At 33.8% G+C, this 15,611-nt stretch carries 11 protein-coding genes; 7 read left to right on the top strand and 4 right to left on the bottom strand.

The window, feature by feature from the left end; genetic code table 11:
• Window positions 1–217 precede the first annotated feature (217 nt).
• The 5 genes from AC37UB_RS08980 to pepV all read left to right on the top strand — a co-directional run bounded on the left by AC37UB_RS08980 (window position 218) and on the right by pepV (window position 9,605).
• A complete protein-coding gene (locus AC37UB_RS08980) occupies window positions 218–2,875 on the top strand; it encodes a LysM peptidoglycan-binding domain-containing protein (protein ID WP_490685627.1) in 2,658 nt (885 codons plus the stop codon).
• 303 nt (window positions 2,876–3,178) lie between these two features.
• Window positions 3,179–5,593, top strand: a complete 2,415-nt coding sequence (leuS, locus tag AC37UB_RS08975) for a leucine--tRNA ligase (protein ID WP_117973839.1) — start codon at window positions 3,179–3,181, stop codon at window positions 5,591–5,593.
• A gap of 96 nt (window positions 5,594–5,689) precedes the next feature.
• Window positions 5,690–7,336, top strand: a complete 1,647-nt coding sequence (locus AC37UB_RS08970; RefSeq protein ID WP_242093960.1) for a putative polysaccharide biosynthesis protein — start codon at window positions 5,690–5,692, stop codon at window positions 7,334–7,336.
• Window positions 7,337–7,388: 52 nt separating this feature from the next.
• Window positions 7,389–8,111, top strand: a complete 723-nt coding sequence (locus AC37UB_RS08965; RefSeq protein ID WP_117973842.1) for a pseudouridine synthase — start codon at window positions 7,389–7,391, stop codon at window positions 8,109–8,111.
• A gap of 87 nt (window positions 8,112–8,198) precedes the next feature.
• Window positions 8,199–9,605 carry a dipeptidase PepV gene (gene pepV / locus AC37UB_RS08960; RefSeq protein ID WP_490685626.1) on the top strand — a complete coding sequence of 469 codons (1,407 nt, stop codon included), beginning with the start codon at window positions 8,199–8,201 and terminating at the stop codon, window positions 9,603–9,605.
• 303 nt (window positions 9,606–9,908) lie between these two features.
• Here pepV and AC37UB_RS08955 read toward each other — a convergent pair whose 3' ends face one another.
• The 3 genes from AC37UB_RS08955 to AC37UB_RS08945 all read right to left on the bottom strand — a co-directional run bounded on the left by AC37UB_RS08955 (window position 9,909) and on the right by AC37UB_RS08945 (window position 13,578).
• Window positions 9,909–12,248 carry an ABC transporter ATP-binding protein/permease gene (locus AC37UB_RS08955; protein WP_490685625.1) on the bottom strand — a complete coding sequence of 780 codons (2,340 nt, stop codon included), beginning with the start codon at window positions 12,246–12,248 and terminating at the stop codon, window positions 9,909–9,911.
• 472 nt (window positions 12,249–12,720) lie between these two features.
• Window positions 12,721–13,200 (bottom strand): RpiB/LacA/LacB family sugar-phosphate isomerase, encoded by a 480-nt coding sequence (locus tag AC37UB_RS08950; RefSeq protein WP_241699659.1) that lies wholly within the window; start codon window positions 13,198–13,200, stop codon window positions 12,721–12,723.
• A 168-nt stretch (window positions 13,201–13,368) separates the two neighbouring features.
• A complete protein-coding gene (locus AC37UB_RS08945) occupies window positions 13,369–13,578 on the bottom strand; it encodes a CsbD family protein (protein ID WP_241699658.1) in 210 nt (69 codons plus the stop codon).
• Window positions 13,579–13,797: 219 nt separating this feature from the next.
• Between AC37UB_RS08945 and AC37UB_RS08940 the strand changes: the two genes are divergently transcribed.
• Together AC37UB_RS08940 and AC37UB_RS08935 are read left to right on the top strand one after the other, a co-directional pair.
• Window positions 13,798–14,025 carry a hypothetical protein gene (locus AC37UB_RS08940; protein ID WP_117973850.1) on the top strand — a complete coding sequence of 76 codons (228 nt, stop codon included), beginning with the start codon at window positions 13,798–13,800 and terminating at the stop codon, window positions 14,023–14,025.
• A 387-nt stretch (window positions 14,026–14,412) separates the two neighbouring features.
• On the top strand, window positions 14,413–14,799 hold the full coding sequence (locus tag AC37UB_RS08935; RefSeq protein WP_117973852.1) for an HsmA family protein: 387 nt from the start codon (window positions 14,413–14,415) through the stop codon (window positions 14,797–14,799).
• A 162-nt stretch (window positions 14,800–14,961) separates the two neighbouring features.
• On the opposite strand, the gene AC37UB_RS08930 is transcribed toward AC37UB_RS08935, so the two are convergent.
• On the bottom strand, window positions 14,962–15,611 hold a 650-nt coding region (locus AC37UB_RS08930; protein WP_490685624.1), incomplete at its 5' end, for an LPXTG cell wall anchor domain-containing protein.

Here is a 15,611-nt window from a genome sequence, read left to right as displayed (position 1 = left end):
TAAGGATTTATAAAAACACGCTAAGTTATATTAAAAATATTACGTTAAAAAAATTAGTGACTTTTCTTGCTAATAATTTTTTTTGATGATTTAATAGTAGTGATAGATAAATTGTATTAACAAATAATTAATACACGTTTAATGTGCTTTTCCTGTATAAAATAATAAATTAGTGTTTTTAGAACAATTAAATAAAAAATAGGAGAAAAAATCTAGAATGAAAAAAAATAAATTACTTGTAAACCAGCCAATGATTCGTCACGCATCGCTATTTGGAACAGTCTTGTTAACCTCTACAACCATTTTGCCAGGTATCACGGCTCTTGCTTCAGAAAATGTAAATCATGATACATCCACCACGCAAGATGAGTTGTCTAGTAAGAATGAACTAGATGAGGCATCGTCATGGACAGTATCATCTCTAAATGGAAACAATGAGTGGACAGAAAATGCCTCGCCACTTGATTTAACACTCACTTTAGAATCTCATCAGCCAGAACAACTGGACACTTTTGTTCAAGTGTCAGCTAATACTATTATAAATATGACGAATGCTGATGTAGCTATTAAAGATGAAACCGGAAGAATTATTGGTCATTATGAAGTAAATCATGATATGAATCAATTACATTTAATTTTTACAGAAAAACAGTTTACTAAGGCCATCATCTCTATCTCTGTAGATTTTAAAAAAGCTGATTTATCAGATCAGACAGTGGCCATGTCTATTGGGAAAAGCGTAATGACAAAGTCTATTAAAGTCATCGCTAATTCCAAAAAAGAGGAAGTACCAGTCGAAAGTGTGACTGATGTAAGTGATAATTTATCAGATAAATTGGAAGATAGCTCTTTAAGCAAAGACTCACAAAATCAGCTTGAGACTAATCAGTCAGTTGAACATGCACAGGGTACTGATTCTGCTCAAACAGATTCGTCCGATACAAAAGAATCAACTCAAGTCATAAAAAAAGGCGAAGTAAAAGAGGAAGCAAAAGATGAAGCAAAAGATGAAGTAGAAGATGAAGCAAAAGATGAAGTAAAAGATGAAGTAAAATACGAAGCAAAAGACGAGCCAAAAGAAGTAGTGAAAGCCGCAAACTTTGTTATGCCAACTCCAAAAGTGGCGACTTTAAGGGCAGCAACACCGCAAGCAGCCTTTATTGATAGTATCGCATCTCACGCTCAAAGCGTCGCAGCCGCAAACGATTTATATGCCTCTGTAATGATTGCTCAGGCTATTTTAGAAAGTGGTTATGGATCAAGTACACTATCATTGCCACCAAATCATAACTTATTTGGAATTAAAGGCACTTACAATGGTCAATCTGTTACAATGGCAACTCAAGAATTTTATGGTGGACAGTATGTCACTATTAATGATGCGTTTAGAAAATATCCCTCTTATCGCGAATCTCTAGAAGATAATGCAAGAGTATTAAAAACAACATCGTTCTCTCCAGGAGTATATTTTTACGCTGGAGCTTGGAAATCGAATACGCGTTCTTATGTAGATGCGACGAAATGGTTAACCGGTAAATATGCAACTGATCCTATGTATAATACTAAATTAAATAATTTAATTGTGACATATAATTTAACGCAGTATGATGACGCAAATTATAGTGGTCCTGTGACAACGCCAACTGTGACAGCACCTGGTTCTTCACCTGGAAATAATGGATCAGGTTCTTCAACGGGTAATTCAGGAACCTATACGGTCAAAAGTGGGGATACACTTTATAGAATCGCGTTAAATCATGGTATGACAGTTCAAGAGCTTAAAAGATTAAATGGGTTAACAAGTGATATGATTCGTGTTGGCCAACAATTGACAGTTAGTGGAAGTCAATCAAATACATCAAGTAATTCTAATAAACCAAGTACGGGTTCTAATAATCAATCTAAACCAAATACTTCTAATAGTGGTAGTAGTAATTCGTCATCTAAGTATACGGTTAAGAGCGGGGATACACTTTATAGAATCGCGCTAAATCATGGTATGACAGTTCAAGAGCTTAAAAGATTAAATGGGTTAACAAGTGATATGATTCATATTGGGCAACAATTGACAGTTAGTGGAAGTCAATCAAACATCTCAAATAGTTCCAATAAACCAAGTACGGGTTCTAATAACCAGTCTAAACCAAATACTTCTAACGGTGGTAGTGGCAATTCGTCATCTAAGTATACGGTTAAGAGTGGGGATACATTGTATGGTCTTGGATTAAAATATGGGCTAAGTGTACAAGAAATTAAATCACTAAATAATTTAACGAGTGATACAATTTATGTTGGTCAATCTTTAAAAATAACGAAACAGACTCAGACTGTGACGTCATCAAATTCGTCAACAAATACGACACAGCAATCTGTTACTCAAGCAACCCACACAGTTAAAAGTGGAGATACATTGTATGGGATTGGTTTGAGATACAATGTATCAATCAATGATATTAAAAAATGGAATAATTTGACGAGTGATTTAATCTACATTGGTCAAACTCTAAAAATTGGTCAAGGAACTAAAAAAAATGCATCAACATCTATAACAACATCAACAAATAATAATGTATCAAATTATCAAGTCAAAAGTGGCGACACACTTTACCGAATAGCTTTAAACAATAAAACAACTGTTCAAGCGTTGAAGCAGGCAAATAATTTAACGAGTGATTTCATTTATGTTGGTCAAGTTTTAACGTTACCAAGAATGACAAGTGTTGTAACATCAAAAAACATACGACATACTGTGATGCCAGGTGAATCACTATGGCTGTTATCACAAAAATATAATGTGAGCGTGTCTCAAATTAAAGATTGGAATAACTTATCAACGAACATTATTTACGCAAATCAAATCTTACGAGTAAGCTAGTTGTCAAAGTAACATTCATTTGATATGATTAACGTAATAATATAAAAACAAGTAGGTAAGAAGTAGTAAAATAGAAAGTTTTTAAGAGAGTATGTGGTTGGTGGAAACATGCAAATGGACTATTTGAACTTGTCTTAAGAAAGAGTTACTTGTCGGAAAATCTATTTTCGTTAACATGGATTAGAGGTGTTCTAGTATAGCTAGGCACAAATTTAGGTGGTACCACGTCAGTCAACGTCCTATAAAAACACGAGAGTGTTTTTATAGGACGTTTTTTTACATAAAATTTTAGGAGGAAAATTCATGGCATATAATCATCTACAAATCGAAGAGAAATGGCGTAACTATTGGAAAAAAAATCAGATATTTAAAACAGGTGAAGAAACAGATAAACCAAATTTTTATGCACTAGATATGTTTCCTTACCCTTCAGGACAGGGGTTACATGTAGGGCATCCAAAAGGGTATACCTCAACAGATGTATTATCTCGCATGAAACGAGCGCAAGGATTTAACGTGCTACATCCAATGGGGTGGGATGCGTTTGGGTTACCTGCTGAACAATATGCTTTGGACACAGGAAATGACCCAGCTGAATTTACTGAAAAAAATATTCAAACCTTTAAACGTCAATTTGATGCATTAGGCTTTAGTTTTGATTGGAATCGTGAAATTAATACCACAGACCCTTCATACTACAAATGGACGCAATGGATTTTTACTAAAATGTTTGAAAAAGGGCTAGCCTATGAAGCGGAAGTACCGGTTAACTGGTGTCCAGCTTTAGGAACCGTATTGGCTAATGAAGAAGTCATTGATGGAAAATCAGAGCGTGGCGATCATCCTGTATATCGTGTTCCAATGAAACAATGGATGTTACGTATTACGGCTTATGCGGATCGTTTAATTGATGATTTAGAGTTGATTGATTGGCCAGAGAGTATTAAAGAGATGCAACGTCATTGGATTGGTCGTTCTGAAGGAGCGAATGTTAATTTTGACATTAAAGGAACAGACAAACAATTCACAGTATTTACAACGCGTCCTGATACATTATTTGGTGCAACTTATGCTGTTATGGCACCTGAGCTTCCACTGGTTCAAGAAATTGTGACACCAGAACAAAAAGATGCAGTGGATGCTTATATCAAAGAAACTGAAAAGAAAACAGATTTAGATCGTACTGAGTTATCAAAAGAAAAAACAGGTGTCTTTACTGGGGCTTATGCAGTAAACCCAGTGAATGGTAAAGAAATCCCTATTTGGATTGCAGATTATGTGCTATCAACTTATGGAACAGGGGCGATCATGGCCGTTCCAGCTCATGACGAACGTGATTATGAATTTGCGAAAACATTTGATTTAGACATTGTTCCTGTTGTAGCTGGTGGAGATGTGTCAAGTGAAGCCTACACAGGAGATGGCGACCATATTAATTCAGACTTCTTAGATGGTATGAATAAAGAAGATGGTATTGAAACAATGATTAAGTGGTTGGAAAAAGAAGGCATCGGTGAACAAAAAACAAGTTATCGTTTGCGTGACTGGTTATTCTCTCGCCAACGTTATTGGGGTGAACCTATTCCAATTATTCATTGGGAAGATGGTACGATGACAGCTGTTCCTGAAGAGGAGTTGCCATTAGTATTGCCGAAATCAAATGATATTAAACCTAGTGGAACAGGTGAATCGCCATTAGCTAATATGACGGAGTGGATTAATGTTGTAGATGAAAAAACTGGCATGAAAGGTCGCCGTGAAACGAATACTATGCCACAATGGGCAGGTAGCTCATGGTACTACTTGCGTTTTATTGACCCACATAATGACGAACAACTAGCAGATCCAGAAAAACTAAAAGAATGGATGCCTGTTGACGTTTATTTAGGTGGAGCAGAACATGCAGTACTTCATTTACTATATGCTCGTTTCTGGCATAAATTCTTATATGATATTGGAGTAGTGGAAACAAAAGAACCATTCCAAACATTATATAATCAAGGCATGATTTTAGGTGAAAACAATGAAAAAATGTCGAAATCAAAAGGAAATGTGGTTAACCCTGATGATATCGTAGAGCAATATGGTGCAGATACCTTGCGTTTATACGAAATGTTTATGGGACCACTTGATGGCTCAATTGCATGGAGCGAAAAAGGGTTAGAAGGAAGCCGTAAATTCTTAGACCGTGTATGGCGTTTGTTTATCGACGAAAACTTTGTCTTACGCGATCGTATCACGAAACACAATGACGAAGCATTGACAAAAGTGTATCATCAAACAGTGAAAAAAGTGACAGAAGATTATACGAACCTACATTTTAATACAGCGATTTCTCAATTAATGACATTTGTAAATGAAGCTTATAAAGCAGAAGCATTACCTGTTGAGTATATGAATGGTTTCTTACAATTATTAGCGCCTGTTGCCCCATTCCTCTCAGAAGAATTATGGGAAAGAATGGGAAATGAAGGATCTATCAGTTATGTCGCTTGGCCAACTTATGATGAATCAGCCTTAGTTGAAGACACAATTGAAGTAATTTTCCAAGTAAATGGAAAAGTTCGTGGGAAAGAAGTAGTTGCTCGTGATCTATCCAAAGAGGAGTTAGAAACGATCGCTATGGAAAATAATGCGGTGAAAGGTCAACTTGATGGAAAAACGATTCGTAAAGTGATTGTTGTACCAAATAAATTAGTTAATATTGTGGCTAATTAAAGTTAAGAATACGTTTAAATCCATTAAAAGTGTTTGCATAAACGTACAATTGTCGATACAATTAGAGCAGTATAATGAAGAAAGTTGGTTAGAATCATGCCAAATCAAAACACTTCTTTTGAGGAGACTGAAAAAGAGTTGAATGCAAAGGAAAAAATGGTTCGTGGCTCTTTATGGATGACAATAGGAAATGTTTTTTCTAGATTACTAGGTGCAGCGTATGTCATCCCATGGTATGCATGGATGGGCACGGATGCTAATATAGCAAACGCCTTATTTAATAAAGGGTATAACATTTACGCCTTGTTTTTAATGATCGCAACAGCTGGTATTCCAGGTGCGATTGCAAAACAAATTTCACACTATAATTCGTTAAATGAGTATGGTATTAGCCGACGGTTATTTAGACGGACGATGGTAATAATGGGTGTGTTTGGCGTTGCCTGTTCGGGAGTTATGTATTTGTTTGCACCAATTTTGGCGGATGGAAACGCTGATTTAATTCCAGTGATGCGAGCTTTAAGTTCAGCTATCTTGATTTTTCCAATGATGAGTGTCATTCGTGGGTATTTTCAAGGGAATCAAAATATGATGCCTTCTGCGGTATCACAAATTATTGAACAGATTGCCCGAGTATTTTATATGCTTCTGATGACGTTTATTATTATGAAAGTGACGACAGGTGATTATGTTGATGCTGTTATCCAATCAACCTTTGCTGCGTTTATTGGAATGCTTGGTGCATTTGCTGCATTAATTTGGTTTTATAGTAAACAAAAATCACGTATGAATTACTTGGTTGACAATAGTAATAATGAGGTAGAAATATCTGAAAATCTTTTGATTAAAGAGATGATTAAACAAGCAATTCCGTTTATTATCGTGGGTTCTGCCATTACCTTGTTTAAGTTGGTTGACCAATACACATTTGAAAGAATGATGGCAAGTTTTACAAATTATTCACCGAAACAATTGCAAGCTTTGTTTAGTATTTTTAGTGCAAACCCTGATAAATTGGTTATGATTACGGTGTCTTTGGCTACAGGTATGGCTATGACAAGTTTGCCCCTTGTGACAGCAGCTTATACCAAAAATGAAAAAACTGAATTAGCTAAGTTAATTAGTGATAACATTCAGCTGCTACTTTTCATCATGGTACCAGCGACATTAGGAATGATTGTTTTAGCAAGACCAATGTACGCTTTATTTTATATACCAGAAACACTGGGCGTGAGTGTGCTGATTGAAGCTAGTTTAGTTGGTCTTGTAATGGGATACTTTATTCTGATTTCAACAACATTACAAGGATTGTATCAAAATCGAGAAGCTATCTTGTTATTAGGTATGGGACTAGTAATAAAATTAGTTCTACAATACCCAATGATTCGTATGTTTGAAACATATGGACCACTCATTGCGACAGCTATTGGTTTAGGTGTAGCTGCAATGTTTATGACGCGTTCGATTTACCGAATTACCAAGTTTGATTTATCAATTACAGCCAAAAGAATCTTACTAATCATGATCTTAGGTGCAATCATGTCATTTGTTACTTGGCTTGTCAGAAGTGGCCTATACACGATATTAAATCCTGATAGAAAATTTCAAGCCTTTATTATTATTATGATATGTGTGGTGTTTGGTATTATCAGTTATGGCTGGTTAGTACTACGCGTAAGATTAGCAGATCAATTACTTGGCCCCAAAGCACGAAAATATCGTCGGAAATTTAGAATAAAATAAACAGGAAGAACATCTATTTAGGTGTTCTTTCTTGCATTAGGAGAAGAAATAGATGCGTTTAGATAAGTTTTTAAGTCATACAGGATTTGGTAGTCGGAAAGAAGTAAAAGAGTTACTGAAGAAAAAGCGAGTGACGGTCAATCAAACGATGGTAAGAGATGCTAAATTTTCAGTTAATGAAAATGAGGATGAGGTCTGCGTCGATGGCCAACCCGTTTTATACGAAAAATATGTTTATTACATGTTGAATAAACCAAAAGGAGTTATTTCTGCGACAGAGGACGCATCCTCTCGAACAGTGATTGATTTAGTCAAAGTAGATGATTATAAAAAGGGATTATTTCCAGTGGGACGACTAGATAAAGATACAACGGGGCTGTTATTATTGACGAATGATGGGGCATTAGCACATGAATTATTGTCTCCTAAAAAGAAAGTGCCTAAATTGTATCAAGCATTAGTTCAAGGAAAAATGACAGATGAAGATATCGATGTTTTTTCTAAGGGAGTAATTCGATTAGATGGGGATGAGTGTTTGCCAGCTAAGTTAACCATTTTATCTGTTGATGAGAAAAAAGAACAAAGTATCATTCAATTAGAAATTATGGAAGGAAAATATCATCAAGTCAAACGTATGGTAGGTGCTGTTGGAAAAAAAGTAATAGAGCTTGAAAGGCTTGAAATGGCTAATCTGATATTAGATACAGAGTTACTTAGAGGAAAGTATCGTCCATTAACTGAAAATGAGCTGAAATTGTTAAAAAATAACGAATAAACTCGCTTAAATCCTAAATTATATTATCTAAAACATTAAAAAAATGATATGATAAAGTAAGATAAAATCAACAGGAGGTATTTTTGTATGACAATCGATTGGAGAAAAGAAGTCGAAGCTCGTCGCGAAGACTTAATGAAAGATTTATTTACGCTACTAAGTATTCCTAGTGTTAGAGAAGATGATTTAGCGACAGAAGATGCACCAGTTGGTCCTGGACCAAAAGCAGCGTTATTAAAATTTTTAGAATTAGGAGAACGTGATGGTTTCTTGACTAAAAATGTTGATAACATTGCAGGTCACATTGAATTTGGTGAAGGCGATGAAACATTAGGGGTATTTGGTCACGTTGATGTGGTACCAGTTGGACCAGGTTGGGATACAGATCCCTTTGAACCAGTAGAAAAAGATGGACGTATTTATGCGCGTGGTGCTAGTGATGATAAAGGGCCTACAATGGCTGCTTACTATGCCTTAAAAATTATCAAAGAGTTAGGATTACCAGTTTCCAAAAAAACACGTGTCATTATTGGAACAGATGAGGAAAGTGAATGGAAATGTATGGACCACTACTTAGAAGTGGAAGAGACACCAGATTTTGGTTTCTCACCAGATGCAGAATTTCCTATCATCAATGGTGAAAAAGGAAATACAACCATTTTAATTGAGTATCCTGGTAAAAATGAAGGGAACTTAACATTAGTTAAATTTGATTCAGGTATGCGTGATAACATGGTACCAGAAATAGCAACTGCTGTTGTTGAGATTTCAGGTGATATTAATGCATTTGAAAAAGAATTTGAAGAATATTTAACAACTGCACCTGTAACAGGTGATATTGAAGTGGTTGGTTCAACTGCAACATTGACTGTTCATGGTAAAGCAGCTCATGGAGCAATGCCAAGTAAAGGAATTAATGCCGGAACTTATTTAGCAAACTTCTTAAGCTTCTATGATTTTTCAGGTTCAGCAAAAGATTACCTAACAACGATTGCAGATTATGTCCATACTGATACTGAAGGTAAAAACTTTGGTGTGAATCATGTTGATGATGTTATGGGAGATTTAACAATGAATGCTGGTGTGTTCAAATTTGATTCTTCAAGAGATGACAACATAATCACATTGAACTTCCGTTATCCTAAAGGGTTAACTGAAGAGATGATTTTTGATCGCATTTCTGAAAAAACAGCCAATACATCAGCTAAAGTGATTCAAAAACCTGGTGGAAAAGGTCCTCACTATGTATCACCAGAAGATCCATTGGTGAAAACTTTATTAGATGTTTACGAAGACCATACTGGTCTTAAAGGTCATGAACAAGTTATCGGTGGTGGAACATTTGGTCGTTTATTAGAACGTGGCGTTGCTTATGGCGCCATGTTCCCAGATAGTATCGATACAATGCACCAAAAAAATGAATTTATTTCAGTTGATGATTTAATTAATGCAACAGTGATTTACGCTGATGCGATTTATCGTTTAATTAAATAATAAATAAAATCCCATCAGTTCATGATTGAACTGATGGGATTTTATTTTAATGAAAGAAGCATGTGCTTTTTTTTTCGAGTTCAATAGATTTTGCTGTATAGTTTGTAAAATAAGAATCGGATCCAAGATTAATAGCCTTATTAATATCTGCCATACTATTTAGCGTCCAAAAGTTAGCTTGTTTATGTAGAATATCAAGAATATAGTAATAATTATTTTTTCTTTTTTATAAATAACTTTTTTAGAGAAACTATAACATAAAAAAGAGTCCCTTAATGAAAGGACTCTTTTAGTATTGATTCATTAATCTGCTCTTAAGGCAATAGCAGCATCTTTTTTCGCTGCGATTTTTGCTGGGATATGCCCACCAAGCATGGTTAAAATGGTTGAAATAATGACTAAAATCAACGCATGTTTTGGATTTAATTGTGCCACATTTTTTAAGTCAGTTAATTTATATAATAAATTATTGATAGGGAACGTAGAAGCGTAAGCAATGAGAACACCTAGTGAACCAGAGGCGATACCTAAAATACAGGTTTCAGCATCAAATACACGCGTGATATCTTTTTTTCTAGCCCCTAAAGCCTTTAAGACACCAATTTCTTTTGTTCTCTCAAGAACAGATGTATAAGTGATGATACCAATCATAATCATACTAGTAACAAGGGAAATTCCCGCAAAGGCAATTAAAACGTAAGTGATCGCATCCATCAAACCACCAGTTAGTTGTGTCATAGTTCCAGCTAAATCAGTGTATAAAATCCGGTCTTCTTTATCTTTACCTTTATTGTATTTATCTAGATACGCTAAAATTTGTTCTTTGTCACTAAAGTTATTTGGATAAATTAAAATACTAGATGGAATATTAGTACCACCAAGATAAGCAAGTAGATTATCTTTAGCTTGAGCATCAAGAGATTCATTATTCATCACGTTTTTGTTACTATCTCGTTGTGCTTTGACAATGTCTGATTGCTCATTTTCATCTACAATTTTAGCTGTTAGTTCATTACTATAGGCAAATCCTGGTGAGAGTAAATTCATACTAGAGGAAGATTTAACACGTAAAATTCCGCTTACGTGAATAGTAGTGTTACTAGTATTGTCGTACATTTTTTGATAATCAGTATTTGGAATAAAATTACCAGTCGGAATTTTTTGATAATATGTATTGTTAGAAATTAATTTAAATTCTTTTCCAACAATGTCACCAAATGGGAGTGGTTCATTTTCTTTAACATTTAATCCAATATTTTTCAAAGCATTGATATTGGTTGCATTTTGTCTATCAACAATTAATACAATATCTGTTGCAGAGGTTGGATATTCTCCTGCAATAACATTATAATTTTCTTTTAAAAAGTCTTTAGAGTCATTGTTAAGTTTGGTTGGAAAAGATGAAATTCCTATACCTGTCATTGAGGACATAGCAGATTCCATAGAACCACCACTGTTTGGTGTGGCGTTAGAAAAGCTGATAGGTTTAATGTCTCCATTAACGTCACCTAAAATATTCATGGCAACGGTTCTAGAATAACCTATATTATTTGTTAGTGATGGATTAATCTTTTTAATATAATCAATATACTTTTGATCTATATGGTTAATATGTTGCGCTTTATCTTGTTCACTTTGTTTAGGAGTAATCTCTTTTTTATTAGAATAAGAGCCTTTATCACTACCTAAAGCATTTTTTTGATTGATAGTTTGATCGGTTGTAATTTGTGAAATGGTAATAGGAAATTTGGCCAGTGTTTCTGTTTGCGTTTTATCAATTTGCTTTTGAAATCCATTAGATAGGGACAAAACAATTCCAATACTAATGATTCCAATACTTGAAGCAAAAGCAGTTAGTAATGTTCTCCCCTTTTTTGTACGTAAGTTATTAAAGGATAATTTTAACGCAGTGAAAAAATTCATTTTAGTTCGTTTTAGTTTAAATTTAGTATCATATATTTCTTCAGTATAGGGATTTGAATCATTTTTTATTTTTCCATCAGAAAACTCGATAATACGATCAGCATAGTCATAAGCAAGTTCAGGATTATGTGTGACCATGATGACTAATATTTCTTTAGAAAGTTCCTTGATAAGCTTCATGATTTGTAAACTAGTTTCTGTATCTAACGCTCCTGTTGGCTCATCACATAGTAAAATATCTGGATTGTTTGCAAGCGCTCGAGCAATCGCGACACGTTGCATTTGTCCACCTGATAATTGATTGGGTTTTTTATGCATATGACCAGAAAGCCCCACTCTTTCTAAGGCAGCTGTTGCATGTTTTCTTTTTTCTTCTTTTGATACACCACTAAGAGTCATCCCCAATTCGACATTTTCGATAATTCCTAAATGACTGATTAAATTATAACTTTGGAAGACAAAGCCTATTGAATTATTTCGATAAGCATCCCAATCACTATCTTTAAAATCTTTTGTGGATTTTCCATCGATAATCATATCACCTGAATCGTAATTATCTAGCCCACCAATGACATTGAGTAAAGTCGTTTTACCAGAACCACTTGCTCCTAATATTGCAACAAATTCTTGTCGCCTAAACGATACAGAGACACCATCGAGTGCTTTTGTTGTCGTACCACCAACAGTGTAATATTTTTTGATATTTCTTAATGCAAGCATGTGATTCCCTCTTTTCTTTTATTAATATATTATTAACGAAATATTTGTTAATAAACTAGCTTTTATTATAACAAATTTTTTTGGATATGCTATTGATATGTTGCTCTTACTAATTTAAACATAACTTGTCCATATTTCCCGTGGATAAGTATGGATAACTTTTTAATAGACACATTTTATCTTTATATAGGTTGATGGATTAGAATTTCAATTTTAGGTAAATTAAGTGAAATTAAGTGTTCGTGTGTAAATTTAACACAAAAATTGTGGATAAGTCTGTGGACACTGTGCATAACTTTTATAAGCGTTGAAAAATAAATGTTTTTTTGTGAATAAAATATTTGTGGATAACTTAAAATAAACACCAATCTTTTTTTGTTCGCCAATGAAAATTACTTTACAGAAAATAATAAAACTTATCCAAATAAACAAAGTTATTAGGATAAGTTTAAAAGTAATCTTATTTGACACGTTAAAGAGAATTATTTTCTTTTAAAATAGTTGGTTCAAGATTTTGTATAGTTTTGTATGAAGATTGTAAATATTCAGGAGATCCTTCAGAAAAACCATAAGAAAAGTCTGTTTCTAAGAAAGCATCTGCCATTTCTTTTGCTAAATAAGGTGTGATAATCAAGCCACCCATTGCTAACACGTTAGCATTATTTATTTTTCTAGACAAGGTTGCTGTTTTAATACTTTCGCATAAAGCAGAATAAACACCATTAAACTTATTTGCTACAATATTTACGCCCATACCAGTACCACAAAAAATGAAACCTCGATCGTATTTTTTATTAGCTATCGCTTTTCCAACTTCGAAACCAACAGAGTAGTATGCTTGATCATCATCCTCAGTAATATCAGTTATTTCAAGTCCTTTGTTCAATAAATGTTTTTTTACTTCATTTTTTAACGCTAAACCAGAAGGATCTGCTCCCATAATAATTTTCATTATATTCGCTCCTTTTTTTATTTTTAAAACATATAAATAGATTGAATATGTATATTATTATTGTATAAAAAAACACTATAAATGTAAAATGATGTTATTTGATAATTAATGATTTGTGTAAAAATATAAAAGGGAAATCTTATCACTAAGATTTCCCTTTTATATTAATTATTTTTTATCGTCATGTTCTTTAAATTTGTCTTTAACATCATCAACTATTTCTTCTGTTTTTTCTTTAATTTCAGAGGATACTTCTTTTACTTTGCCTTCAGCTTGTTTTAAAAGACCTTTATTTTTTAACTTGTCATTATTTGTAATGTCACCTGTAGTTTCTTCAACTTTACCTACCGCTTTGTCAACTTTACCTGTATCAGTCATATTAAATTCCTCCTATTTCTATTGATGTATCTTAAGTATATATCAAAACACTTAAAAAATTCAAATGAAAGGCTTTCATTTGAATTTTTTATTATATTAAAAGATGTTAAAAAAAACAGATATTTCATAGTACGTGGCTGTCATAATTAAATAGTATTAAAAAAGAATTACTAAAATAGAGCTGTTGTTTATGATGAGGATTGGTTTTGTTAGCAGTACATGTATAGGGAAAAAGGTAGACGAATTTGTGGAAGAACAGTGTTAGTCAACAATAATAAAAATAATGATATGATAGTTGGTGTTGGTTTATCAGATATAGAGACGACAGAAAACAATTTACGACTAATGGTAAAAAAGTATCCAGTGTTTTTGTTAGCCTTAATTGAAGAGATACTTAAAATGTATTTATTAATTGATAGATTGTCCTTGGTTATGGAAATCTTTTAAAGTCTATCAGGAGAAACTTTCTCTGAGAATCCAGAGACATTAAATTCTCTAAGATGAAAATACATTGACATTTTGGATTTATCAGTAAATCAAGAAAACAAACAAGTAGAATATCTGATGAATAGTTTCTAAAGTATCTCAAAATAGAAAAAATAAATAAAGAGAATGGAAACAGGAAACAGTATACAAAAAGTATTAAAAGCATATAAGGAAATATTAACGGATTACTATAAACAATTAGAGAAATAATTGAAATAAAAAGTTAAAATTAAATGTGAAAACCACCTAATTTTATATTTTTGTTTGACTAGTGACACTTTGTCACTTATCATAGTTTTATAATGACAAAGTGTCACCGGTCAAACAATTTACGAGAGGGGAAATATAATGAGTAAAGAGTTGATTTTAGCTAGTATAGCTATGATTATTGCTTTAATATCTTACAGTATAGGAGTATTTGGTGAAAGAAGAACGGGGACTATCCAATTAAAACATATTTTATTTTTTGTTGGAGGGCTTATATTTGACTCGACAGGAACAGCTTTGATGAATCAAATTGCTTCTGAAAATGCAGAATCAACTTTTGGTTTACACCAAATTACTGGTGGTGCGGCACTTGTTTTGATGGGCTTTCATTTAATTTGGGCAATTGCTGTGTATAAAAAAGGTTCTGAAAAAGCAAAGAAACAGTTTCATAAGTTTAGTTTAGGTGTTTGGAGTCTATGGGTTATCTCATTTATTTTAGGTATGTTTGTAGGTATGGGGATTATATAAATAAAAGTTATTAAAAAAGATTCTGACTCAAAAGTAATTTTTTAAATGAAAATGACTAAACAAACAAAAGAAGTAATCCCATGAAGTCAGTTTTTAATAAACTGACTTCATGGGATTGCTTTTTGGTAAGGTTTTTGGCTCAGCCTCTTTTAATGTATGTATCTATCTTACATTAATTGAACGACGTCTAATAATAATAGCAGACGAACCTAAAAGACCTAAGCCGATTAAAGATGTAGTCATTTTTGACGTTGTTTCACTCGTTTGTGGTAATTCAGAAGCTTTCGATGAAGTAGTCGTAGCTGTTGGAACCACAATTGTTTGGATTGCTTCAGAAACTATAGGTTTGTTGACAATAGATGATACCAATTCATTTTCTGGTGTGCTTGGTTTTACAATTAAATCAATACCAGGAGCAGTTGGGTCTTCCATTAGACCATTGTCAGGAGCCATCGGAGCATCTGGTTCAAAAACAAGCCCATTGTCAGGAGCCATTGGAGCATCTGGTTCAAAAACAAGCCCATTGTCAGGAGCCATTGGAGCATCTGATTCAAATACTAGCCCATTGTCAGGAGCCATTGGAGCATCTGATTCAAATACTAGCCCATTGTCAGGAGCCATTGGAGCATCTGGCTCAAAAACAAGCCCATTGTCAGGAGCCATTGGAGCATCTGGCTCAAAAACAAGCCCATTGTCAGGAGCCATTGGAGCATCTGGCTCAAAAACAAGCCCATTGTCAGGAGCCATTGGAGCATCTGGCTCAAATACTAGCCCATTGTCAGGAGCCATTGGAGCATCTGGCTCAAATACTA

Source organism: Vagococcus changpingensis (assembly GCF_058211775.1).
The sequence above is the reverse complement of the archived record's forward strand: the minus strand, read 5'-3'. Positions and strand labels throughout refer to the sequence as shown.

Coding starts and splice junctions, on each gene's coding strand:
- pepV (WP_490685626.1), top strand. CDS start 8,199: ATGACAATCGATTGGAGAAAAGAAGTCGAAGCTCGTCGCGAAGACTTA.
- AC37UB_RS08935 (WP_117973852.1), top strand. CDS start 14,413: ATGAGTAAAGAGTTGATTTTAGCTAGTATAGCTATGATTATTGCTTTA.
- leuS (WP_117973839.1), top strand. CDS start 3,179: ATGGCATATAATCATCTACAAATCGAAGAGAAATGGCGTAACTATTGG.
- AC37UB_RS08980 (WP_490685627.1), top strand. CDS start 218: ATGAAAAAAAATAAATTACTTGTAAACCAGCCAATGATTCGTCACGCA.
- AC37UB_RS08955 (WP_490685625.1), bottom strand. CDS start 12,248: ATGCTTGCATTAAGAAATATCAAAAAATATTACACTGTTGGTGGTACG.
- AC37UB_RS08965 (WP_117973842.1), top strand. CDS start 7,389: ATGCGTTTAGATAAGTTTTTAAGTCATACAGGATTTGGTAGTCGGAAA.
- AC37UB_RS08940 (WP_117973850.1), top strand. CDS start 13,798: ATGTATAGGGAAAAAGGTAGACGAATTTGTGGAAGAACAGTGTTAGTC.
- AC37UB_RS08950 (WP_241699659.1), bottom strand. CDS start 13,200: ATGAAAATTATTATGGGAGCAGATCCTTCTGGTTTAGCGTTAAAAAAT.
- AC37UB_RS08970 (WP_242093960.1), top strand. CDS start 5,690: ATGCCAAATCAAAACACTTCTTTTGAGGAGACTGAAAAAGAGTTGAAT.
- AC37UB_RS08945 (WP_241699658.1), bottom strand. CDS start 13,578: ATGACTGATACAGGTAAAGTTGACAAAGCGGTAGGTAAAGTTGAAGAA.